The following is a 22956-nucleotide window of genomic DNA, read 5'->3' on the forward strand; positions in this document are numbered from 1 at the left end:
GGCGGGAATCCGGGCGAGGCTCAGCCGAGGCCGGCGTACTGGCGGGGGCGCAGCGCCTGCGCGCGCAGCGCGGCCAGTGCGGCGCGGCGGCCCGTGCCGGTGAGCCGCCAGACGTACGCGTCCCGAGCGGACCCGGACGCCCGCGTCGGGGCGGCCGGCCCTGAGCCGTCCGAAGCGCCGCCCGCGAGGCCGAGGGCGTCGAGAGGGTGCCGGAGCCGGGCCAGCGGATGGGAGAGGTCCACGCCGGTGACCCGGCCGCCGTCGGCCGAACGCCAGCCCTCTCCGTTGACCACCTCGGCGACCCGGTCGCGCAGGTCGCCGTCCGGTACGGCGTCGCCGTCCACCAGGATCATCAAAGCGGACTCGCGGATGGAGATCTCGAAGTCGTGTTCGCCGGGGGCGGGGACGAGCACGCTGGCCCGCCTCATGCTCGGCCTCCACCAGCCCACCACCGGCACGGTCGGCTTCGACGGCGTCCCGCTCGACGCGCTGGACCGGGGCGCGCTGCGCCGCCACTTCGGGGTGGTCACGCAGGAGCCGCATCTGTTCACCGGCACCATCCGGGACAACATCGCGCTGGCCCGCCCCGACGCGTCGCTCGCGGAGGTCGTGGAGGCCGCCCGGCTGGCCTGCCTCCACGAGGAGATCGAGGCGATGCCCCTCGGCTACGACACGCGACTGTCGGAGGGCATGGGCCTGTCGGGCGGTCAGCGGCAGCGGCTGGCGCTCGCCCGGGCCCTGCTCGGCCGTCCCACGGTGCTGCTGCTGGACGAGGCGACCAGCCACCTGGACACGGTCACCGAGGCCAGGATCGAGTGGAACCTCGCCATGCTGCCGCAGACCCGCATCGTCATCGCGCACCGCCTGAGCACCGTACGGGACGCCGGCCAGATCGTGGTGATCGACGGAGGGCGGATCGTGGAGCACGGCCGGCACCGGGACCTGCTGGCGCGCGGAGGGCACTACGCGGCACTAGTCGCAAACCAGGACGGGCCGGTCATCGGCCAAGTGATCGCCCGGCTTTTTGCCGTGCGGCGCGCCGCGCCGGAACCACCGGCCGAGGTCGTGCACACCCCGCGCGCCGAAGGCCCACGCTCGCGGAGCGCCGCGGCCGGAGTGAAATTTACAGAGCAGCGAACGGGTGATCGCAGCGTGTGGCCGCACCCGCCCCTCGCAGGGTTGAACTCGTTCACCGCCACGCCGACGATCCGGGCAGACGATACCGGCTGGCTGACGAGGAGTGAAGAGGATGCGGAAGACGACGAGAACGGCTAGTTGGATCACCGCGGGGCTGCTGGCGGCCGCCGCGCTCACCCTGCCGACGACGGGCCAGGCCATGGCGTACACGACCCCGCGGCCGTCCCCGTCCCCGTCAGTGTCGCCCTCCGCGCCTACCTGCCCCACCACGCCGACGTCGCCGAACACGCCGCCCAGCGCGCCGGGCACCCCGGAGGTGATCGGCGTGTACATGAACATGGCCCGGCTGCGCTGGGCCCCCGCCACCGACGACGACGGCATCGCCTGCTACCAGGTCCGGGAGAACCGCGACGGCGTCGCGGTCACCGTGGCGACGTTCTCGTCCACGGCCACGCTGGGCGACGTCTACCTGCCGTGGCCGCCCTACGGCGTGCCCTCCCAGATACACGAGTTGTACATTGTGGCCGTGGACACGAAGGGCGCGACCGGGCCCGCGTCGGGGACCGTCTCCGTGAAGATCGTCAACGACGTCGTCACCTCGCCGTCGGCGAGTCCGCGGCTCACCTGCCGCGTGGAGTACTATCCGTTCACCTGGCCGGGCGGGATGGCGGTGAACATCGCGCTCACCAACACGGGTTCCACCCCCATCTACAACTGGAAGCTCGATTTCAACTTCACCGCCGGTCAGCAGGTGACGTACGGGTGGGTGGCCATCTGGTCCCAGACCGGTGCGAAGGTGACCGCGACGGCCCCGCCCTTTGTCAAGGACATCGCGCCCGGGCAGACGCTGAACATCGGGTTCAACGGCACCCACTCGGGGACCAACCCGAGTCCGGACGACTTCAGGCTCAACGACACCATCGGCTGCACCTCCTGACAGCGCCGCCTGACACCGCCGTCTGTCCGGCGGCGTCGCCCGCGTGTCCCACCGGTTTCGGCGTGGATCTCACCCGAGGCCGGCGTACTGGCGGGGGCGCAAGGCCTGCGCGCGCAGCGCGGCCAGCGCGGCGCGGCGGCCCGTGCCGGTGAGCCGCCAGACGTACGCGTCACGGGCGGGCGCGGAAGGCTCCCGGTCCCCCGCGACGGACGGCCCTGCTGGGGACTCGGACGCCCGCACCCCGTCAGCCGCGAGGCCGAGGGCGTCGAGACGGTGCCGGAGCCGGGCCAGCGGATGGGAGAGGTCCACGCCGGTGACCCGGCCGCCGTCGGCCGAACGCCAGCCCTCGCCGTTGACCACCTCGGCGACCCGGTCGCGCAGGTCGCCGTCCGGTACGGCGTCGCCGTCCACCAGGATCATCAACGCGGACTCGCGGATGGAGATCTCGAAGTCGTGTTCGCCGGGGGCGGGGACGAGCAGGGTGGCCGCGGCGGCCTCCCACAGGGCGGCGGGATCGTCCAGCAGGTTCCGGCCGGTGGTCGTGAGCACCAGCCGCCGCCCGCTGCGCCGCAGCGCCCCGAGGTCGTGGACGGCGATCCGCCGCAGCTCGGTCATGGCGGGCACGTCGGCCTCGCCGCGCACCGCCCGCGGCTCCGTCCCCGAACCCGCGCCCGGCGCCTCCGTACGGGCCCCCGTACGGAGGCCGGTGCGGGCGGCCCAGCCGAAGCGGCCCGCCGCCTCCGCCGCCACGGCCCGCCCGACGTTGAGCCGTTCGGTCAGGCGGACGCCGGTGCGGGCCAGGTCGAGCAGCCAGCGCAGCGGCTCCAGGTGGGGCTCGGCCGGCGCCTCGATGGGCGCGTGCAGCCGCACCTCGAAGGGCTGGGCGAGCTCGCGGCGGGCGGTGCCGCGCCCGAGCACCCAGCGGTTCAGCCGCTCGCCGTGCACCCGGTGGAGCCAGCAGTCGCCGCCCAGCTCCGTCCGGGGGGCGGTGAGCCAGCGGCGGGTCAGCTCCTCACGGTCCACGGGTTCGCCGGCGACGATGGCGAGCTCCAGCGCGGCGGCGCAGGCGACGTGCGCCCCGAGCTCCTCCGGGCCCATGATCGAGCTCCAGGACAGCTCGGCGACGTCCGGGGGCAGCACCCCCGTCGACTCCAGTTCGCGGTGGTAGGCCGAGGTGCCGGCCTCCTCGCCCTCCCTGGCGTACGTGAGCAGGATCCGGGCCGTGGCGGGGGAGTCGCACAGCGCGGCGTACCGCTCCATCCCGGCGAGCCGGAGCAGCTTGCCGAGCGCGCGCGCGATGGTCGCCTGGTCGCCCGGGACCTTGATCGGCAACGTGTACCAGAGGAACTCGCACACGTCGAACTGGCTGATCGTCTCCAGCGCCTCGCCGCCGGCGAGCCATTCGACCGCGACGCGGGCGGGCTCGGCGATGTCCGGTTCGGAGCGCTCCAGTTGGGCCAGGAGCGCGGCGACGTCAGGTGCGGGCATGACCCGCAGTCTGCCGTATCGACCCCATCGTTGACGACGACCCGGTATCACTGACGACCACCCCCTCTGGGCGCAACGGTACGGCCCAACCATACGGGGGTGTCAGATCCAGGAGTCGAACAGCATCCTCGCGTGCCAGGAGTCGTACGGGATGACCTCGGCCGCTATCACCGGATAGAGCCAGCCGAAGTTGACCAACGACAGGAGGACGAACGCGCCGACGACGGCGGTGCCGACCACCCGGCGGTTCGGCCGGGCGGGATCGGCCCGCCCGATGATGAGCCCGCAGCCCAGGACAATCGCCAGGATCATGAACGGCACCATCGGCATCGCGTAGAACGCGAACATCGTCCGGTTGTCGGAGATGGAGAAGTAGAACCACGGCAGCCACCCGGCGGCGTAGCCGAGCAGCACCGAGCCCGCCCGCCAGTCGCGGGTCGCGACGTACCAGGCGATCATGCCGATCAGCGCGAGGAGCCCGGCGAACCAGATGATCGGCGTGCCGGTGCCGAGGATCGAGTAGGAGCAGCTGGGCGCGCCGCACGTCGTCGGCGACTCGTAGAAGAACGCCACCGGGCGCAGCAGCAGCGGCCACTGCCAGGGCCTCGACTGGTACGGGTGGGTCTGTTCGAGGCCCGTGTGGAAGCTCAGCACCTGGTGCTGGTAGTCGAACCACGACCGGAGCGAGTCGAAGACGAAGTAGACCGGGCCGTTGGCGGTGGCCTGCTCCCAGTTGCGCCCGTAGCCCTTGTCGGTGACGAACCACCCCGTGAACGAGACGAGGTAGGCCAGGGCCGGGACGACGGCCATCCAGGCCGCCGCGAGCGGCAGGTCGCGCACGACGACGGCGCGGAAGGGGCGCGGCACCCCGGTGGTCCGCCGCGCGCCGAGGTCCCACAGCAGCACCATGACCCCGAACGCGATGATGTAGAAGGCGGCGGTCCACTTGGTGGCCAGGGCCGCGCCCAGGCAGAGCCCGGCGCCGAGGAGCCAGGGCCGCAGGCCCGTACGCGGGCCGTCGTCGGGCGACCCCGCCTCGTTCCAGGCGACCAGCCGGGAGCGGAACCAGTCGCGGTCGGCGACCAGGCAGGCGAACCCGGCGACCACCCAGAACATCAGGAAGATGTCCAGCAGGGCCGTGCGGGACAGCACGAAGTGGAGGGCGTCCAGGGAGAGCAGCAGACCGGCGACGCAGCCGAGCAGCGTCGAACGGGTCATCCTGCGGGCCGTGCGGGCGAGGATCAGGATCGACAGCGAGCCGAGCAGCGCGGCGGCGAACCGCCAGCCGTACGGGTTCGGGCCGAAGATCACCTCGCCGAGGCCGATCATCCACTTGCCGAGGGGCGGGTGCACCACGTACGAGGCGCACTCGCTGACGCTCGGGCACTGCTTGAAGATGTGATCGTTCCCGGCGAGCAGGAGCTTGTCCGCGCCGTCCACGAACTGCCGCTCGGCGCCGTACCTGACCGTCGCCCACGAGTCCTTCGCGTAGTACGTCTCGTCGAAGACGACCGCGTGGGGCGTGCCCAGCCGGAAGAAGCGCAGGAACGCGCCGAACAACGCGATCACGATGGGGCCGACCCAGCCCCACATGACGCTGCCGGGCATGGGCGGCACCAGCCGGTCGCGAAGGGACACCGCGGGGGCTTCCCCCTCCGGTTCCTCTTCCGGCTGCTCGAACGCCTTGTGGGAATAGTCGGTCACGGCCACCCGGACAGATTACTGGTGAGTCCCCTCGGAGGACACGATTCGCGCGGTGATCGCGCTCTGCGCGCCTCTCACCGTGAATGTTTCACACCTTGGGCGAACAGGGAACGTCGCGGGGCGGCCGCGCGCCGGTCATAGGGTGGACGGGTGCTCGTTCTCGCCGCGGCGCCCATCGGCCAGCCCAAAGACGCCTCCCCCCGGCTCCGCGAGGTGCTCGCGACGGCCGACGTGATCGCGGCGGAGGACACCCGCCGGCTGCGGCGGCTCACCGCCGACCTGGAGGTGACCCCGACGGGCAGGGTGGTGTCCTACTACGACGCGAACGAGAGTGCGCGGGCCGCCGAACTGCTGGAGGCGCTGCGCGAGGGGCGCACCGTCGTGGTGATCACCGACGCCGGCATGCCCGGGGTGTCCGACCCCGGCTACCGGCTCACCCGCCTCGCGGTCGAGGCCGGCCTGCCGGTGACGGCGCTGCCCGGCCCGTCGGCGGTGACCACGGCCCTCGCCGTGTCGGGGCTGCCGAGCGACCGGTTCTGCTTCGAGGGCTTCCCGCCGCGCAAGCCGGGGGAGCGGGCCCGGCGGCTCGCCTCGCTGGCGGCCGAGGAGCGCACGATGGTCTTCTTCGAGGCGCCGCACCGGCTGCGGGCGACCCTGGAGGCGATGGCGGAGGCCTTCGGCCCCGGACGGCCCGCAGCCGTCTGCCGCGAGCTGACCAAGACGTACGAGGAGGTGCGGCGCGGCGGCCTCGGCGAGCTGGCCGACTGGGCGGCCGGCGAGGTCAGGGGAGAGATCACGCTCGTCGTGGCGGGCCGTACGGCCGAGGAGGGCGCGCCCGGCATCGACGAGCTGGTCGAGGAGGTGGCCCGGCGCGAGACCGCGGGAGTCCCCCGCAAGCAGGCCATCGTGGAGGTGGCCAAGGCCGCGGGCGTCTCCAGGCGCGACCTCTACAACGCCGTCCACACCTCCGGCTCCCCCTGACCGCTCTTTCCCTGGTCCGCCTGGTCACTTGGCTGCTCCGTCCGCGCTCCGGCCCGGCGCCGTACGAGGTCGCGCGCGGTGATCGCTGCGGCGAGGCAGGCGAGCGGGACGGCGGGCAGCAGGTAGCGGTAGTCGAACTCGGCGGTCGCCGCCGGCGCCAGGATCAGGCCGGCCGACCCCAGCCAGGGCAGCAGCGCGGGCCCGCCGAGCTCGCGCCAGCGCCGCGCCACGCCGTACAGGCCGAACAGCAGCAGCAGGCCCAGCACGAGGCCCGGCAGCCGGACGACCTTCTGGTAGCCGATCATGAAGTCCGACCAGGGCGAGACGACCCGCGTCGCGGCCGGTCCGTTCTCGTACGCCTCGGCATCCTTGTCGGTGGTGCTGTGGTAGGAGCTCCACTTGGGCAGCTTGCGGGTGTAGTCGTTGGAGAACTCGTACTGCATGTAGGTCTTGGCGTCCGGGAAGCGCGGGCGGCCCCAGTGGAAGGCGCGGAGGAAGTCCTTGGCCACCGCCGCGAGGTAGTCGCCGGGCTGCGACAGGATCGCCTTCTTCGCGAACGCGCTCGCGTTCGCGTTGATCTCCGGGGTGAACTTCATGCCCGACCCGAACACGTGGAGCTGGTTCTGGTCGTCCCACCACAGGTATGCCTGGGAGTAGAGGCCGCGCTCGTCCGGCGGCGTGTTGATGCACAGCAGGGCGAGCTCCAGCTCGCGCCGCTCGTCGATGTCCATCTTGTGGCAGTCGGCGAACAGCGACGTCCGCATGTAGAGGATGACCCCGTCGCTGTTCGTCATCGCGAACTGCCCGTTCACCGCCTTGAACCAGCCCATGTACGCCAGGACGGGCAGCGCGCAGGCGACGACCATCGCGGCGATCGGCCGCCATCCGGCCCGCTTGATCACCAGGTACGCGACGACGAGCGCGAGGATCGGCAGGCCGATGCTCCGGGTCAGCGCCGTCACCGCGAGCAGCAGCCCGACGGCGGTCCCGCCGAGCCAGGTCATCTTCTCCCGCCACAGCACGAGCGTCACCACGCCCACCACGAGCAGGATGAACATTGCGTCCGACATGACCAGCTGTTCGAGCTGGATCTGGTAGGCGTCGAACAGCACGGGGGCCGCCGCGAGCGTCGCCCCCCAGCCCGGCAGCCCGAACCTCCTGGTCAGCAGCGCGTAGATCAGGACCGCCACCGCCAGCCCCATCAGGTGCTGGGTCAGGATGACGAGCGAGAAGCTGTGGAACGGCCTGAGCAGGAGCAGCCAGAAGCTGTATCCGTCGGGGCGGATCGGGTGCGGCCGGGGGCGCAGCGCCACGGAGACGTAGTCGTAGGAGTCGTTGAACCACATCGCCGGGCCGAAGCCGAGCATCGTGACGATCCGCAGCACGAAGGCCACGCCCAGGGTGGCCGAGAAGATCCGGTGCCGGCGCACCAGGGCGACCGCGCGGCCCCATCGGCCGAGCGGCACCGCGTCCACCGAGGGTGGATCCGCGATCGCGACCATCAGCGTCGCGCGGAGGCGACCGGCTGCCTCGGCAGGCGGGCGGGTCCGCGCTTCCTCCCCTCGGATCTCGTCGGTGATGTCTTCCGATTCCCGGGGCCGGGCCCGTCCTCTGCGTCGCCGTCCGGGCGGTGACGCGGGCCGCCCGCCGCTCCGGCGGTGGGTGGAGTCACGGTTACAGAATGCCAGCCGTTTCGCCGACTTGACTCGGACGCTACCGGGAAGCAGGCATCATTGGTGTCCTGCCGTCATATGCAAGGAGTTGCGACGTGGAACTTACCGTTGTCATGCCATGCCTCAATGAGGCCGAGACCGTTGAGATCTGTGTCCGCAAGGCCCTTGACTGCATGCGGGAGAACGGAGTCGACGGTGAGGTGGTCATCGCCGACAACGGCAGCACGGACGGCTCGCAACAGCTGGCCCGTGACGCGGGCGCCCGGGTTGTCCACGTCGACGCGAAGGGCTACGGCAACGCCCTGATCGGCGGCATCCGCGCCGCCCGCGGCAGATACGTGATCATGGGCGACGCCGACGACTCCTACGACTTCACCAACCTGATGCCCTTCGTCGAGCAGCTCCGGGACGGCGCCGAGCTGGTCATGGGCAACCGGTTCCGCGGCGGGATCGCGCCGGGCGCCATGCCCCCGCTCCACCGCTACCTGGGCAACCCGGTCCTGTCCTTCATCGGCCGGCTGTTCTTCCCCAGCGAGATCGGCGACTTCCACTGCGGCCTGCGGGGCTTCCGCCGCGACTCGATCCTGCGGCTCGGGCTGCAGACCGGCGGCATGGAGTTCGCCTCCGAGATGGTCGTCAAGGCGACCCTGCAGGGGCTCGACGTCCGCGAGGTGCCGACCACCCTGTCGCCCGACGGCCGCTCCCGCCCGCCGCACCTGCGCTCCTGGCGGGACGGCTGGCGCCACCTGCGCTTCCTGATGCTCTACAGCCCGCGCTGGCTGTTCTTCATCCCCGGCCTGGTGCTGATGACCCTCGGTCTCGTCGCCGGCGCCGCGCTCACGTTCGGCCAGGTGCGCATCGGCAAGCTCGCCTTCGACGTCGACACGCTGGTCGGCGCGTCCGCGATGGTGGTGATCGGCTTCCAGGCCGTGCTGTTCGCGCTGTTCACCAAGGTGTACGCGGCCGAGGAGGGCTTCCTTCCCGAGGACCGGCGGGTCAGGAAGCTGGTCGACATCGTCACGCTGGAGCGGGGCCTGCTGGCCGGCGGCGCGCTCGCGGTGGCCGGTCTCGCCGGCCTGGTGGCCTCGCTGTCCCACTGGGGCGGCCGCGGCTTCGGCGAGCTGATCCCGGCCGAGTCGCTGCGTCTCGTCGTGCCGTCGGCGACCGCGTTCGTCATGAGCTTCCAGACGATCTTCGCGTCGCTGTTCATCAGCATCCTCGGCATCCGCCGCTCGCGGGAGACCCCGGCCGACATCGCCGCGTCCGCCGCCGAGGAGGCCGCCGAGGCCGTCAACCAGGACGTCAACCGCGAGTCCGTGGCCTGATCCGGCGGCTCGCGCGGACCCGTGTGCCGCCCCTTTATCAAGGGGAGGCACCGGTCGCGGACCGATAGGATTTGCGCATGGCGGCTACAGGAACGACAGCATCCGGGGAGTCGGCGTACTACGTGACGACGCCGATCTACTACGTCAACGACGCCCCGCACCTGGGCCACGCCTACACGACCGTCGCCGGCGACGTGCTCACCCGCTGGCACCGCCAGCGCGGCGAGAAGGTGTGGTACCTCACCGGCACGGACGAGCACGGTCAGAAGGTCATGCGCACGGCCGAGGCGAACGGCGTCACGCCCCAGGAGTGGTGCGACAAGCTCGTCGAGGACGCCTGGAAGCCGCTCTGGGAGCACCTCCAGATCGCCAACGACGACTTCATCCGTACGACCGAGCCGCGCCACACCGACCGCGTGCAGGAGTTCGTGCAGGACCTGTACGAGAAGGGCGAGATCTACAAGGGCGGCTACGAAGGGCCCTACTGCGTCGCGTGCGAGGAGTACAAGTCGCCCGGCGACCTGCTGGAGGGCGACCTGTGCCCGATCCACAAGCGCCCGGTGGAGTGGCTGAAGGAGGAGAACTACTTCTTCCGGCTCTCCGCGTACGGTGAGCGGCTGCTGGAGTTCTACGAGAGCAACCCCGACTTCATCCGGCCCGCCTCGGCGCGCAACGAGGTCCTGTCGTTCGTGAAGCAGGGCCTGCAGGACCTGTCGATCTCGCGGTCGACCTTCGACTGGGGCGTCCCGATTCCCTGGGACACCAAGCACGTCATCTACGTGTGGATCGACGCCCTGCTCAACTACGCCACGGCCGTCGGGTACGGCTCGGACCAGGAGAAGTTCGACGCCACCTGGCCGGCGAACATCCACCTGGTCGGCAAGGACATCCTCCGCTTCCACGCGGTGATCTGGCCCGCCATGCTGATGGCGAACGGCCTGCCGCTGCCGCGCGGGGTCTTCGCCAACGGCTGGCTGATGGTCGGCGGCGAGAAGATGAGCAAGTCGAACCTGACCGGCATCTCGCCGCGCGAGCTGACCGAGCACTTCGGCGTGGACGCCTACCGCTACTACTTCCTGCGGGCGATCCCGTTCGGCCAGGACGGCTCGTTCTCCTGGGAGGACTTCTCCGCCCGCTACACCTCCGAACTCGCCAACGACTTCGGCAACCTGGCGTCCCGGGTGGCCGCGATGGTCGGCAAGTACTTCGACGGCATCCTGCCGGAGGCGGGTAAAAGCGGCACTGGGGAGGCGACGGACGCCGGTCCCGCCGAGCAGGCGATCGCGGACGGCCTGGCCGCCGCGGCGGCCCAGGCGGACACCCTGATCGGCGACAACCTGGACTTCTCCGCCGGCATCGGCGCGATCTTCGATTTCGTGAAGCAGGTCAACGGTTACCTCAGCGACCAGGCGCCCTGGAAGGTCGCCAAGGACGACTCGCCCGAGGGGCAGGCGCGGCTCGCGACGATCCTCTACACGGCGGCCGAGTCGCTGCGCGCGATCGCGGTGCTGCTGCACCCGGTGATGCCGGGCACCGCTGAGAAGCTCTGGGCGTCCCTCGGGGCGGAACCGCACCTCGGCGCGCTCACGGACCAGCGGATCGCCGACGTCGCCACCTGGGGCCGGCTTCCCGCCGGGGCGCAGGTCGTCAAGGGAGAGATCCTCTTCCCGAGGCTGGAGAACGCCTGACCATGTCGCGAGAGCGTCCGGCGCCGCCCGAGGCGCTGCCCGCGGAGGTGTTCGACAGCCACTGCCACCTCGACATCATGGTCGGCAACCGGCAGGCGTCGTCCGGCGACCCGGTCGCGCTGGCCGCCCAGGCGGCCGGGGCGAGCGTCGAGTCGATCGTGGCCGAGGCCAGGGCGGTCGGCGTGACCCGCCTGGTGACCGTCGGGTACGACCTGCCGTCCTCCCGCTGGAACGCCGCCGTGGCCGCCGGGCACCGCGACGTGTACGCCGCGGTGGCCATCCACCCCAACGAGGCCCACGCGTCCACGCCCGAGGTCCTCGCCGAGATCGAGGACCTCGCGCGGCAGCCGGACGTGCGGGCGGTGGGGGAGACCGGGCTCGACTACTACCGCGACTGGGCCTCCAAGGAGGACCAGCACGCGAGCTTCCGCGCGCACATCGAGATCGCGAAGCGGACCGGGAAGGCCCTGGTGATCCACGACCGGGACGCGCACGACGACGTGCTCGCCGTGCTCGCCGACCAGGGCGCCCCGGACGTGGTCGTCTTCCACAGCTTCTCCGGCGACGCCGAGATGGCCAAGCGGTGCGTGGATGCCGGCTACTACATGTCGTTCTCCGGCCCGGTGACGTACAAGAACGCCGGATATCTCCGTGAGGCGGCGGCGGTGGCCCCGCCCGAGCTCGTGCTGGTCGAGACCGACGCGCCCTACCTGCCGCCGACGCCGCACCGGGGCAAGCCGAACGCGCCCTACCTGGTCCCGCTCACGCTCCGCTGCCTCGCCGAGGTCAAGGGCATGGACGTCGCCGATCTCGCGGCCCGGATCTCCGCCAACGGCGAGGCCGCCTTCGGCGCCTGGTGAGGCGCCCGCTCGTGGTCCGGACCGGCGCGGGGATGCCCGACACTGGAGGCATGAGTCTGCTCGGGCCGGTCGAAGTGCGTGTGCTGGCGGAGAAGCTGAACCTCCGCCCGACGAAGAAGCTGGGGCAGAACTTCGTGATCGACGGCGGCACGGTCCGCCGGATCGTCCGGGTCGCCGAGGTCACCCCTCAGGACGTGGCGATCGAGATCGGCCCCGGGCTCGGCTCGCTCACCCTCGCGCTGCTGCCGGAGGTCGCCGAGGTCGTCGCCGTGGAGATCGACCCGGTGCTGGCCGGTCAGTTGCCGCTGACGGTCGAACAGCGGGCTCCCGAGGTGGCGGGCCGGCTGACCGTGGTGCACGCCGACGCGCTCAAGGTCGGCCCCGGCGACCTCCCGGCCGAGCCGACCGTGCTCGTGGCCAATCTGCCGTACAACGTGTCGGTGCCGGTCGTGCTGCACCTGCTGCGGGTGCTGCCGTCGCTGCGGCGCGGGCTGGTGATGGTGCAGGCGGAGGTCGCCGACCGCCTGGCCGCCGCGCCGGGCTCGCGGGTCTACGGCGTGCCCTCGGTCAAGGCCGCCTGGTACGCCGACGTGCGCCGGGCCGGGCCGGTCGGGCGCAACGTCTTCTGGCCCGCGCCGAACGTCGACTCGGGCCTGGTCTCCCTCGTACGGCGCGAGCCGCCGTCGACGACGGCGACCCGCGAGGAGGTCTTCGCCGCCGTCGACGCGGCCTTCGCCCAGCGCCGCAAGACGCTGCGCGCCGCGCTCGCCTCCTGGGCCGGTACGCCCGCCGCGGCCGAGGAGGCGCTGGTCGGGGCCGGAGTCGACCCCTCGGCCCGTGGTGAGCAACTGCGGGTCGAGGACTTCGCCCGCATCGCCGAGCAGCGCCCCGCCAGAACCCCCCGCCCCGCGACCACTCCCTGACCGCCGCCCGCGGCGTTCAGCCCGCGACCACCCCCTGACCGGCCGGGCGGCCTCTCGGCTCAGCGACGGAGGCGTACGCCCCGGCTGGTCCTGGTCTCGCTTCCGCCGCCCGGCCGGACTCCCGAACGGCGGGCCGAGTCGGATGAACCTGGCCGAATCGATCATTACGGACGGGCCTCGGCTCTTGTGGTGACGAGGGGGATGTGGCGACGATTTCTCGTAATCGTGCGCCTCATCACGGAGGATCTCCATGCCCCCCAAGCGCCTCCCCGCCCTGGCCGCCGGCCTCGCCGGTGCTCTCGTCGCCGCCGTGGCCGGTGCGGCCGTCACGCCCGCCGCCGCGCACGCCGGTGCCGGTACCGCCACGGCGACCGTCTTCGCGCCCAACCCCGTGCAGCAGCTCGGCCTGCAGAATCTGACCGACGCCAAGGACGCGGACCTGCCCGAGTTCGGACCGGCGTACACGCAGGTCACGCTCACCGACCTCGACGGCTCCGGCACCCTCACCGGCCGCTACGTGCGGGTGAAGAGCACGACCGGCCCCGCCGCGAAGGTGTCCGGCGGCGCCTTCCCGGCCTACCACCGCGACGCGGACCAGTTCGAGCAGATCATGGGCTACCACTGGGTGACCACCGCCCAGCACTACATCCAGTCGCTCGGCTTCGGGGGCACGCTGCGGCCGGTGAACCAGCGGCAGATCGAGCTGCGCATCGACCAGTACGGCGGCGACAACTCCTTCTTCCGTGACGACAAGGCCAACATCACGCTCGGCAAGGGCGGCGTCGACGACGGCGAGGACGCCGAGGTGATCGTCCACGAGTACGGCCACAGCGTCCAGGACGGGCAGGTGCCCGGGTTCGGCACCACCCTCGAGTCCGGCGCGATCGGCGAGGCGTTCGGCGACTACCTGGCCGTGGCCGTGAGCAGCTGGGCGACCGGCACGCCGGCCAGGACGGACGAGGCGTGCGTGGCCGACTGGGACTCGGTGAGCTACACCTCGGCGCCGCACTGCCTGCGCCGCCTCGACGGGACCAAGCACTATCCCGAGGACGTCAGGGGCGAGGTGCACGCCGACGGCGAGATCTGGTCCCGCGCGCTGTGGGACGTCCGCCGCGCGCTCGGCGACCGCAAGGCGAGCACGCTGATCATCGAGGCGCAGTTCGCCTTCGCCCCCGACACCACGTTCAGGGCCGCCGCGGAGGCGACCGTCGCCGCGGCGCGCCGTCTGTACGGCCCGAGCGCGGCGAACGCGGTGACCAAGGCCTTCGGCGACCGCGGCATCCTCTGAGGACGCGGAGGCGGCGGTCAGCCCGCGACGGCGGCGCCGAAGTCGAGGGTGTCCGCGCCGTCCGGCCCGGGAAGCACCATCCGCTCGCCGGGCCCGGGAGATGGTCCGGAGCCGGAAGACGCCTCGGCGCTGGGGATAGTCGTATAGATCGCCGCGCCCGTCACCCCGGCGTCCGGAGCCCCGGCCAGCACCCGTCCGTCCGTCGTGCCGCCGACGCTCCATCCCAGATGGTCGTACGGCGCGGGTCTGTCCTCCCGGAGCACGACGCGGCCGGGCGGACCGGTGAGCGGGATCACGTGGACCGCCCCCGCCTCGGGCACGCCCGGCAGCGCCTGACCGGGGGCCCCGGCAAGTAAGGACGACCCGGCCAGCGCGAGGGAGAAGCCGAACCGGCCGCGTTCGCCCGCCTCGGCCTGCGCGCCCAGCAGCCGGACGAACCGCGGCCCGGGACCGGCCGCCTGGAAGAGCAGGACGGCGCCCGCGTCACGGGTGTCGTAAGGATCGGCCCCGGGGGCGCCTGCCGCCAGGTGACCCGCGCCGTACGCGAGGGAGTAACCGAGGCGGTCGCCGGGGTGGGACGGCAGGTCACCGGTGAGGCCCGAGATGCTCCACCCGGCGCCCTGGTAGGCCCACGGCCGGGTCACCACGTCGTAGATCACCGTGACGGCCCCGGTGTCCGCCTGGCCGTTCTCCTCCTGGTCCTCGAACGGCGCGCCCACGGCGAGGTCGAGCGGTCCGGCCGCGCCGCCGAGCCGCCCGAGGGCGAGCGACCAGCCGAACATGTCGCCCGGCTGGGACCCTCCCGGGACGCCGGGCGAGTCCTGGGTGATGCGCTGCGGCGTGCCGGGGCTACGGCCGGTGAACCGATAGACGTACACGGCTCCGGAGTCGACCTTGCCGTCGGCGTCCTCGTGCGGCGCGCCGACCACGACCACCCCCTGCGCGCCCGCGCCACTCTCGGTGGCGCCGTTCACGGGGGTGGGGGCGGCGAGCCCGATGCCGGGCGACGGGTCGCTCACGGCGAGGGACCAGCCGAAGTGGGCGTCGGTCCTGGCCTCGGGGGCGCGTAGCTCGGTCCGGGGCGCGCCGGGCGTGCCGAAGTCGGGCCCGCCCCAGTAGACGTACGCCACCCCCGCGCCGTGCGCCTGCACCTGACCCGCACCCCCGTACGCGTAAGGGGTCGAGACCACGAGATCCAGGCACCGGTCGCCGTCGATGTGCGCGGCGCGGGCCGTCCAACCGGGCGCCGCCGCGTCGAACGCGGTGACCACGGGCGCAGACGTCGACGGAGGCCCGCCGCGCAGGAGGTACAGACGGCCCGACCCCACCGCCGTGCTGTCCGGGCTCGGGGCCAGCGGGTCGGTGACCACCGCGTCGTCGAAGCCGTCTCCGTCGAAGTCGGCCGGGCCGGCCCGCGCGCAGTCGCCGCCTCCGGCGTCGGCTCCGGCTTCGTCCAGGGGCGTCGCCGCCGTCGCGCCGGTCGCCTCCCGGGCGGCGTCCGGCGTTCCTCCGGAGGCAGGGTTCACGGGGTCAGGACTCACGGAGGCGGTGTTCACGGGGCCGGGACTTTCACGGCCTGGGCTTCGGGGGTCCGGGCTTGCCTGGGCCGGACTCACAGAGGCAGCAGTCCCAGCGGCAGGGTTCACGGGGGCCGGTTCCGGCGCGGCCCGCCGGGGCCCCTCCCCGGGCGGCTTCCCGTACGCGTCCCCGGGCGGGGGAAGACGTACGTGGACGACCGGCGTGTGGGCGACGAAGGAGCCGTCGAGGCGGGCGGCCGTACGGCCGGAGGGCAGCGCGTACTCGGCGCTGAGCGTGACCATCGCCCCCGGCGCGAGCGTGGCGGGCACGGAGCGGGAGGCACGGGGGTGGTGCGGCACGCTCCGGTCGTCGAGAAGGTCGGGCGGGCCGGCCGGCTCGGCGTCGGCGCCGCCCATGTTGAGCATGATCCAGTCGATTCGGCACACCAGGCCGTCGTCGGCTTCGCCATCCTCGGCGGCACCCAGCCCGACCACGCGACCGTCACCCTCGCCGGCGCCGACCACGCGACCCTCGACCTCGGCGCCGTCTGCCGCGCTCGCGCTGAGCACCGCGGCTCGCGCCGCGCCACCGTCTGCCGTGCCACCGTCTGCCGCGCCGGAGCCGGCCGGGGCGGCGCCGGTCGGAGGGTGGCAGGCGGGGGGCGGGACGACGACCTGGACGTCACCGATCTCGATGCGGCGGCCCACGTCGCTCGCCCGGCTGGCGGGCGGAGGGCCGCCGGAGCGGGAGGTGAGCAGCCCGACCGCGAGCCCCGCGACGATGGCGAGAGCCACGGCGGAGGCGACCAGCGCGAGGAGCCTCCCGGTCCGCCGCCGGGGGCGCGGCCCGGACGGACGCGGCCCGGACGGAAGCCCCGGCGGGTCCCACGGGCCCTCGATCACCTGGGTGGTCGGGTCGGGCCGGCTGCCGACGAGGTCGAGCAGCAGTTCCTGCGACGTGGGCCGGTTGCGCGGCTCCCGGTCGAGCGCCCGGCGGACCAGGCGGTCCAGCGGCGCGGGCAGCGTTCCGAGATCGGGTGCGCTCTCCAGCAGACGGTGGGCGAGGACCATCGGGTCGCCCTCCCCGAAGGGGTGGTGCCCGGTGGCGGCGTACGCCACCAGGCAGCCCCAGGTGAAGACGTCGGCGGCGGGGGTGACCGGGAGGCCCCGGAGCTGCTCGGGCGCCCACCAGCCGGGGGTGCCGACCAGTTCGTCGGTCCCCGTGTGGCCGTGGGTGGCGTCCACGGCCCGCGAGATCCCGAAGTCGATCACCCGGGGGCCGGACATCGACAGGATCACGTTCGACGGCTTGAGGTCACGGTGGACCAGCCCGGCGGCGTGGATCGCGGTCAGCGCCGCCGCCACGCCGAACGCGACGCCGTGCAGGGTGCCCGGCTCCAGCGGCCCGTCCGTCGCGATGTGCCGGTCGAGCGGTGTGCCGGGAATGTACTCGGTGACCATGTACGGCCGTCCGTCCGGCGTCTCGCCGTGACCGAGCACCTGGGCGGTGCAGAACGACGCGACGGCGCGGGCGTGCTCGACCTCCGAGGTGAACCGCGCCGTGAAGCCGGAGTCGCCCGAGCGCCCGGCCCGGATGACCTTGACCGCGACGTGCCGCCCCTCCGGGGAGACGCCCATGTAGACCGTGCCCATCCCGCCCGAGCCGATCCGGCCCACCAGCCGGTAGTCGCCGATCGTCTCCGGGTCGCTCGGGGCAAGGGGGGTGGTGGCGTCGGGATCGATCAGGGCTCCCAGGGGGCGGTGCCGGAGGCGGTCATGACGGGAGACGTCACGGAAGCCGGCACGGGGGCGGATCTGAGGTCACCGTACCGGGACGTGTACGGCTTTCGCCCTTGTTTATGGGCTTCTCTTGGCCGGGCGCGGGACGGGACCACGTTAGGCTCGGGTCCCATGTCTGGAGCGAACCCGCAGGCCGCCCGCAGGGCCGGCCGCCAGGACGTCCCGCGGGCGGCGGCCCGATGAGCGCGATCACCGTACGCGTGCCCGCGAAGGTCAACCTGCAACTCGCGGTCGGGCCGTTGCGCGAGGACGGTTACCACGACCTCGTGAACGTCTTCCACGCCGTGTCGATCTTCGACGAGGTCACGGCCGCCGAGCCCGGCGACGTGTCGGCGGCCGCGCCGCCGCTGACCGTGCGGATCGAGGGGGAGTGGGCGGGCGAGGTGCCCGCGAACGACGACAACCTGGCCGTACGGGCGGCCCGCGCGCTGGCCGGTCGGGCCGGTCGCTCCTACCGGGCCGACCTGCTGATCCGCAAGTCGATCCCGGTCGCGGGCGGCATGGCGGGGGGCAGCGCCGACGCGGCCGCCGCCCTGGTGGCCTGCAACGAGCTGTGGGGCCTCGGCCTGCCGCCGGAGGACCTCATGGAGATCGCCGCCGACGTCGGCAGCGACGTGCCGTTCGCCCTGTTCGGCGGCACGGCCGTGGGCACCGGCCGGGGTGAGCGGCTGTCGCGCCTGGAGACGGCGGGCTCCTTCCACTGGGTCTTCGCGCTCGCCGACGGCGGCCTGTCCACTCCCCGCGTGTACGGCGAGTGCGACCGCCTGCGCGAGGAGGCCGGGACGGACCCCGGCCGTCCGGTGGCGAGCGAACCCCTGCTGGCCGCGCTGCGCGAAGGGGACGCCGTCGCCCTCGGGCGGGCGCTGACCAACGACCTGCAGCCCGCGGCGCTGTCCCTGCGGCCGTCGCTCGCCCACACGCTGCACGCCGGCGACGAGCTGGGCGCCCTGGGCTCGCTCGTCTCCGGATCGGGCCCGACCTGCGCGTTCCTCGCCGCGTCCGAGACGCACGCCGCGGAGATCGCCGCCGGGCTCAAGAACGCCGAGGGCTGCCGGGCCGCCGTCACGGCCACCGGCCCGGTCCCCGGAGCCGAAGTGGTCGGCTGAGGCCCGCGTGCTCGCCGAATACGCTCAGGGGACCGAGGGCGGATAGGCTTGTCGGACGATGAACCTGGTCAATCTGGAGTCGGTCTCCCACGCCTTCGGCCTCAAGCCCCTGCTGGCCGATGTCTCTCTCGGCATCGAGCAGGGCGACCGGATCGGCGTCGTGGGCCGCAACGGCGGCGGCAAGACCACGCTCATCTCGATCATCTCCGGCACGCTGCGGCCCGACAGCGGGCGCGTGACGCACACGCGCAACCTGCGGGTGGGCATGCTCTCCCAGCGCGACGAGTTCGACCCGGACATGCCGGTGAAGGACATCGTCCTGGCCGGGCGGGCCGAGCACGAGTGGGCCGGCGACGCGGCGATCAGGGAGATCCTCGCCCGGCTGCTTGGTGACGTCGACCTGGCGTCCCCGGCCGGGGCCCTGTCCGGCGGCGAGCGCCGCCGTACGGCGCTGGCCAGGCTGCTGATCGGCGAGCACGACCTGATCGTCCTCGACGAGCCGACGAACCACCTCGACATCGAGGCCATCGCCTGGCTGGCCGGGCACCTGTCCCGGCGCAGGTCGGCGCTGCTGGTGGTCACGCACGACCGGTGGTTCCTCGACGCGGTGGCCACCCGGACCTGGGAGGTCGTGGACGGCACGGTCGAGCGGTACGAGGGCGGCTACGCCGCCTACGTCCTGGCCAAGGCCGAGCGCGCCCGCCTCGCCCAGGCGGCCGAGGAGCGCAGGCAGAACCTCATGCGCAAAGAGATCGCCTGGCTGCGGCGCGGCCCGCCGGCGCGTACGTCGAAGCCGAAGTTCCGGATCAACGCCGCCGAGGCGCTCATCGCGAACGAGCCGCCGCCGCGGGAGACGGTCGAGCTGCTCGGCTTCGCCTCGGCGCGGCTGGGCAAGACGGTCTTCGACCTGGAGGACGTGACGCTCCACGCGGGAGGTCCCGGCGCCGGGCCGCTCGTGCTCGACCACAGCACGTACCAGTTCGGCCCGGGTGACCGGATCGGGCTGATCGGGGTCAACGGCTCGGGCAAGTCGTCGGTGCTGCGCCTGCTGTCGGGCACGGTCACGCAGGACGCCGGCCGGGTCGTGCGGGGCCGGACCGTACGGCTCGCTCACCTGTCGCAGGAGCTGCACGATCTCGATCCGTCGCGGCGGGTGCTGGAGACGGTCGAGGAGGTGCGCAAGTACGTCCAGGTCGGCAAGAAGGAATGGTCGGCCTCCCAGCTGCTCGAACGTCTCGGCTTCCGGGGCGAGGCGCAGTGGAAGGTCGTCGGCGACCTGTCCGGCGGTGAGCGGCGGCGGCTCCAGCTCCTTCGGCTGATCATGGACGAGCCGAACGTGCTCCTGCTCGACGAGCCGACCAACGACCTCGACATCGAGACCCTCACCGAGCTGGAGGACCTGCTCGACGGCTGGGCCGGCACGCTGGTCGTGGTGAGCCACGACCGCTACTTCCTGGAGCGGGTGGCCGACCGCTGCGTGGCCCTGCTCGGGGACGGCAGGCTCTCCATGCTGCCGGGCGGCGTGGACGAATACCTGGAGCGCCGGGCTTCGGGAACCGCGCTGTCGGCCCGCGCCGCGGCCTCGTCGGCCGCGCCGGCCGCCGTACCGGCGGAGCAGCGGCAGGGAGCGGACGGGCAGGGCGCGGACCAGGTGGCCACGGGCGGCCTGTCGGCCAAGGAGCTACGGGAGCTGCGCAAGGAGCTCAACCGGCTGGAGCGGCAGCTCGACAAGCTCGGCGAGCGGGAGGCGAGGCTGCACGCCGACATGGCCGGGGCCGCCGGCGACTTCACCCGCCTGGCCGCTCTCGACGCGGAGCTTCGCGAGGTCGGCGCGCAGAAGGAGACGGTCGAGCTCGAATGGATGGAGCTCGCCGAACGCCTGGAAGGCCAGTGACGCGAACCCTGGCCTCCGCGCGGCGCGCGTAGGACTCGAAAACAGGACATGGAACAAGGCGGCGCGTGGCCCGGGAGGGCCACGCGCCGCTCCGTTGTGGGTGGGCGTTGTGGCGGCGGGCGAGGCCCCCGGACGTACGCACGACGGGTATGGGTTCCATGCGCTGGATGTGACCTTCGTCACAGTGCCTCCTGACCCACCGGCTGACAGCGATCCCGCAAGATCCCTCATGATCAGCGCAAACACAGCTGACATTCAGGGACCGTGCCAACAGGGCGACGCTTATGTGACGCTTGGTGGCTATTCGCACCGCACGATTGTCACTTTTCACGCGCTTTCTTCGTATAACTTTCTCCTCGTTCCTTCACTGACGCATGGGGCGCAAGTGACGCCTCACGACAGACCAGGGAGAATTTCCATGAAGCGCACGCTTGCCCTCGGTGGCATGGCGGCCGGTCTGCTGGCCACCGCCGTTGTCGCCTCCCCCGCCGCTCACGCCGGGAACGACGTTGCCGCTGACTCGCTGGCCAAGACCAACCTGGCCGCTCAGCAGGTCGCGGCATTCTGGTTCGGCGAGAACGCCGCCAACCTGATCAACGCCACGCCGTACGGTGTGGAGACCAAGGTCGTCGCCAAGCACGTGTCCAAGGGCGGGCCGACGGCCGACACCAAGCCGGGTGTCGTGCCGGCGATCGGCGACGAGAAGAAGTCGTCCTCGAAGTCGAAGAACGTGAACCTGCCCAAGACCTCGGGCAAGGTGTTCTTCCTCGGCGCAGACGGTAAGCCGCACTGGTGCACCGGCACCTCGGTGCAGTCGGCCTACCACAACGTCGTCGCGACCGCGGGTCACTGCGTGTACGACACGGAGTCGAACAAGGCCACCCTCGACAAGTGGGTGTTCGTCCCGGGTTACTACCAGGGCAAGACCCCGTGGGGCATCTACGTCGGTAAGACCGCCTACACGCACTACGACTACGACGTGTACGAGGACGGCGACCGCGACTACGCGTTCGTCACCGTGTACAACGGCGTCAAGATCGACCGAGCCCACCTGTCCGGCGCCCACAGCGACGCGGGCAAGGACTGGGGCACCTTCGAGACCTACTGGGACGCGAAGAAGAAGGTCAAGCAGCTGCAGGACGCCAAGGCGTCCGGCGCGTCCGACCTGAAGATCACCCCCGTCGTGACCAGCCAGGCCACCGGCAAGGGCAAGCTGGGCGACCCGAGGAACTTCGGCTCCGAGTGGGTGCAGGTCAACCAGGCCGCGATCAACACCAAGGTGGCGGACGGCGACCTCGGTGACAAGGCTCCCACGGCCTTCCCGGCCGGCACCGGCGTCAAGGTCATGCCCAGCGACAAGGCGGCCTTCGACAAGGCGTACGCGGCTGCTGCGAACGGCAAGAAGGGCTACGAGGGGCAGAACAACGTCAACGGCTGGGCGTGGAGCCCCGACCTGAAGACGCTGTACGTCAAGCGTGGCATGGTCTACACGACCCGTACCTTCTGGATCAACTACGACGTCGACTACAAGGTCACCGGCAAGGTGCTCTGGATCGGTCTGTCGGACGCCGGTCGCCTCGGCGACAACGTCGGTGGTCAGGGTCTGGCCTACAACCAGAAGATCGGCCAGCCGGTCTTCGTGTTCGGCTACCCGAGCGGTGTGCACCCGGACGGGAACAACGCCTTCACCGGCCACACGCTCAAGTGGACGTACGGCAAGACCTTCGCGGCGCAGGCCCCGGCCATCAAGGCCGAGGAGCTGCAGGGCGTCAAGTCGTCCTTCACCGGTGAGGGCGCGCTCGGCTCGTCCTGGCTGCTGAAGTACAACAACGGTCGCCGTCTCGGCTACCTGAACGGTGTGACCATCGGCGTCTCCGACACCGACGGCAACGACCGCTACGACACCTCCGTCTCCCCGTACTTCGACGGCGAGACCTACGGCGTCTACAAGGCGGCCGCCACCGTGTGGTCCGGCAAGATCGTCTGATCTTCCCGTAACTGATCGCGAAGGGGCCCGGCATCCAGCCGGGCCCTTTTTCGTGCGCGGCTTTCGTGCGCGTGGCTTTGGTGTGGGCGGCGTCGTGCGGCAGGTCCCCTGGTCGGGTGCTCCATGCTGCCGGGCGGCGTGGACGAATACCTGGAGCGCCGGGCTTCGGGAACCGCGCTGTCGGCCCGCGCCGCGGCCGCGCCGGCCGCTGTACCGGCGGAGCAGCGGCAGGGAGCGGACGGACAGGCCGGGGACCAGGCGGTCACGGGCGGCCTGTCGGCCAAGGAGCTACGGGATCTGCGCAAGGAGCTCAACCGGCTGGAGCGGCAGCTCGACAAGCTCGGCGAGCGGGAGGCGAGGCTGCACGCCGACATGGCCGGGGCCGCCGGCGACTTCACCCGCCTGGCCGCTCTCGACGCGGAGCTTCGCGAGGTCGGCGCGCAGAAGGAGACGGTCGAGCTCGAATGGATGGAGCTCGCCGAACGGCTCGAAGGCCAGTGACGCGAACCCCGGTCCCCGCGAAGCGCGCGTAGGACTCGAAAACAGGACACAGGAAGGCGGCGCGTGGCCCGGAAGGGCCGCGCGCCGTCGCGTTGTGACGGTCCGGGAGGCCGCCGGACGTATGCATGACGGGTATGGGTTCCGTCC

At 72.2% G+C, this 22956-nt stretch carries 17 protein-coding genes; 12 read left to right on the plus strand and 5 right to left on the minus strand.

The window, feature by feature from the left end; all coding sequences use genetic code 11:
* Positions 1–20: 20 nt before the first annotated feature.
* Positions 21–428 (minus strand): hypothetical protein, encoded by a 408-nt coding sequence (locus F5972_RS27930; protein WP_150937511.1) that lies wholly within the window; start codon positions 426–428, stop codon positions 21–23.
* Between F5972_RS27930 and F5972_RS27935 the strand changes: the two genes are divergently transcribed.
* Both F5972_RS27935 and F5972_RS27940 read left to right on the plus strand, forming a co-directional pair.
* Positions 427–1275: an ATP-binding cassette domain-containing protein gene (locus F5972_RS27935; RefSeq protein WP_263641867.1), complete on the plus strand. Its 849-nt coding sequence runs from the start codon at positions 427–429 to the stop codon at positions 1273–1275. The genes F5972_RS27930 and F5972_RS27935 overlap by 2 nt on opposite strands.
* The gene (locus tag F5972_RS27940; RefSeq protein WP_150937515.1) at positions 1250–2074 is read left to right on the plus strand and encodes a cellulose binding domain-containing protein; all 825 of its coding nucleotides are present in this window, start codon (positions 1250–1252) and stop codon (positions 2072–2074) included. The genes F5972_RS27935 and F5972_RS27940 overlap by 26 nt, the downstream gene beginning before the upstream one ends.
* A 69-nt stretch (positions 2075–2143) precedes the next feature.
* On the opposite strand, the gene F5972_RS27945 is transcribed toward F5972_RS27940, so the two are convergent.
* On the minus strand, positions 2144–3562 hold the full coding sequence (locus F5972_RS27945; protein WP_150937517.1) for a hypothetical protein: 1419 nt from the start codon (positions 3560–3562) through the stop codon (positions 2144–2146).
* Between the two features lie 102 nt (positions 3563–3664).
* Positions 3665–5272, minus strand: a complete 1608-nt coding sequence (locus F5972_RS27950) for a dolichyl-phosphate-mannose--protein mannosyltransferase (RefSeq protein WP_150937519.1) — start codon at positions 5270–5272, stop codon at positions 3665–3667.
* 144 nt (positions 5273–5416) lie between these two features.
* On the opposite strand from F5972_RS27950, the gene rsmI reads away from it, so the two are divergent.
* The gene (rsmI, locus tag F5972_RS27955) at positions 5417–6247 is read left to right on the plus strand and encodes a 16S rRNA (cytidine(1402)-2'-O)-methyltransferase (protein ID WP_150937522.1); all 831 of its coding nucleotides are present in this window, start codon (positions 5417–5419) and stop codon (positions 6245–6247) included.
* Here rsmI and F5972_RS27960 read toward each other — a convergent pair.
* Complete coding sequence (locus tag F5972_RS27960) at positions 6214–7749, minus strand: hypothetical protein (protein WP_191910343.1); 1536 nt, start codon at positions 7747–7749, stop codon at positions 6214–6216. The genes rsmI and F5972_RS27960 overlap by 34 nt on opposite strands.
* 266 nt (positions 7750–8015) lie before the next feature.
* Between F5972_RS27960 and F5972_RS27965 the strand changes: the two genes are divergently transcribed.
* The 5 genes from F5972_RS27965 to F5972_RS27985 all read left to right on the plus strand — a co-directional run bounded on the left by F5972_RS27965 (position 8016) and on the right by F5972_RS27985 (position 14004).
* Complete coding sequence (locus tag F5972_RS27965; RefSeq protein ID WP_225311959.1) at positions 8016–9245, plus strand: glycosyltransferase family 2 protein; 1230 nt, start codon at positions 8016–8018, stop codon at positions 9243–9245.
* Between the two features lie 77 nt (positions 9246–9322).
* A complete protein-coding gene (gene metG / locus F5972_RS27970; RefSeq protein WP_150937524.1) occupies positions 9323–10933 on the plus strand; it encodes a methionine--tRNA ligase in 1611 nt (536 codons plus the stop codon).
* Positions 10934–10935: 2 nt separating this feature from the next.
* Positions 10936–11793, plus strand: a complete 858-nt coding sequence (locus F5972_RS27975; RefSeq protein WP_150937526.1) for a TatD family hydrolase — start codon at positions 10936–10938, stop codon at positions 11791–11793.
* A gap of 50 nt (positions 11794–11843) precedes the next feature.
* A complete protein-coding gene (rsmA, locus tag F5972_RS27980; RefSeq protein WP_150937528.1) occupies positions 11844–12716 on the plus strand; it encodes a 16S rRNA (adenine(1518)-N(6)/adenine(1519)-N(6))-dimethyltransferase RsmA in 873 nt (290 codons plus the stop codon).
* Between the two features lie 250 nt (positions 12717–12966).
* Positions 12967–14004 (plus strand): M4 family metallopeptidase, encoded by a 1038-nt coding sequence (locus F5972_RS27985; RefSeq protein WP_150937530.1) that lies wholly within the window; start codon positions 12967–12969, stop codon positions 14002–14004.
* Positions 14005–14021: 17 nt separating this feature from the next.
* On the opposite strand, the gene F5972_RS39220 is transcribed toward F5972_RS27985, so the two are convergent.
* Positions 14022–17198 (minus strand): serine/threonine protein kinase, encoded by a 3177-nt coding sequence (locus F5972_RS39220; RefSeq protein ID WP_150937532.1) that lies wholly within the window; start codon positions 17196–17198, stop codon positions 14022–14024.
* Positions 17199–17500: 302 nt separating this feature from the next.
* Here F5972_RS39220 and F5972_RS27995 point away from each other — a divergent pair, with 302 nt between their 5' ends.
* From F5972_RS27995 to F5972_RS28010, 4 genes are all read left to right on the plus strand, one after another.
* Complete coding sequence (locus tag F5972_RS27995) at positions 17501–18427, plus strand: 4-(cytidine 5'-diphospho)-2-C-methyl-D-erythritol kinase (protein ID WP_150937535.1); 927 nt, start codon at positions 17501–17503, stop codon at positions 18425–18427.
* Positions 18428–18485: 58 nt separating this feature from the next.
* Positions 18486–20321, plus strand: coding sequence for an ABC-F family ATP-binding cassette domain-containing protein (locus F5972_RS28000; RefSeq protein WP_150937537.1), 1836 nt, complete (start codon positions 18486–18488; stop codon positions 20319–20321).
* 418 nt (positions 20322–20739) lie between these two features.
* The gene (locus tag F5972_RS38420; RefSeq protein WP_225311960.1) at positions 20740–22308 is read left to right on the plus strand and encodes a trypsin-like serine peptidase; all 1569 of its coding nucleotides are present in this window, start codon (positions 20740–20742) and stop codon (positions 22306–22308) included.
* Positions 22309–22446: 138 nt separating this feature from the next.
* Entirely contained in the window at positions 22447–22809 is a 363-nt protein-coding gene (locus F5972_RS28010; protein WP_225311961.1) for a hypothetical protein, read from the plus strand.
* Positions 22810–22956 lie beyond the last annotated feature (147 nt).

It is taken from the genome of Microbispora cellulosiformans, assembly GCF_008728085.1.
GTDB classification, from domain to species: domain Bacteria; phylum Actinomycetota; class Actinomycetes; order Streptosporangiales; family Streptosporangiaceae; genus Microbispora; species Microbispora amethystogenes.

Bases quoted from the DNA above. Each gene is read 5' to 3' on its own strand.
- metG (WP_150937524.1), top strand. From the start codon at position 9,323: ATGGCGGCTACAGGAACGACAGCATCCGGGGAGTCGGCGTACTACGTG.
- F5972_RS27960 (WP_191910343.1), bottom strand. From the start codon at position 7,749: ATGGTCGCGATCGCGGATCCACCCTCGGTGGACGCGGTGCCGCTCGGC.
- F5972_RS27935 (WP_263641867.1), top strand. From the start codon at position 427: ATGCTCGGCCTCCACCAGCCCACCACCGGCACGGTCGGCTTCGACGGC.
- F5972_RS27945 (WP_150937517.1), bottom strand. From the start codon at position 3,562: ATGCCCGCACCTGACGTCGCCGCGCTCCTGGCCCAACTGGAGCGCTCC.
- F5972_RS27995 (WP_150937535.1), top strand. From the start codon at position 17,501: ATGAGCGCGATCACCGTACGCGTGCCCGCGAAGGTCAACCTGCAACTC.
- F5972_RS38420 (WP_225311960.1), top strand. From the start codon at position 20,740: ATGAAGCGCACGCTTGCCCTCGGTGGCATGGCGGCCGGTCTGCTGGCC.
- F5972_RS27940 (WP_150937515.1), top strand. From the start codon at position 1,250: ATGCGGAAGACGACGAGAACGGCTAGTTGGATCACCGCGGGGCTGCTG.
- F5972_RS27985 (WP_150937530.1), top strand. From the start codon at position 12,967: ATGCCCCCCAAGCGCCTCCCCGCCCTGGCCGCCGGCCTCGCCGGTGCT.
- F5972_RS28000 (WP_150937537.1), top strand. From the start codon at position 18,486: ATGAACCTGGTCAATCTGGAGTCGGTCTCCCACGCCTTCGGCCTCAAG.
- F5972_RS27975 (WP_150937526.1), top strand. From the start codon at position 10,936: ATGTCGCGAGAGCGTCCGGCGCCGCCCGAGGCGCTGCCCGCGGAGGTG.
- rsmA (WP_150937528.1), top strand. From the start codon at position 11,844: ATGAGTCTGCTCGGGCCGGTCGAAGTGCGTGTGCTGGCGGAGAAGCTG.
- F5972_RS27930 (WP_150937511.1), bottom strand. From the start codon at position 428: ATGAGGCGGGCCAGCGTGCTCGTCCCCGCCCCCGGCGAACACGACTTC.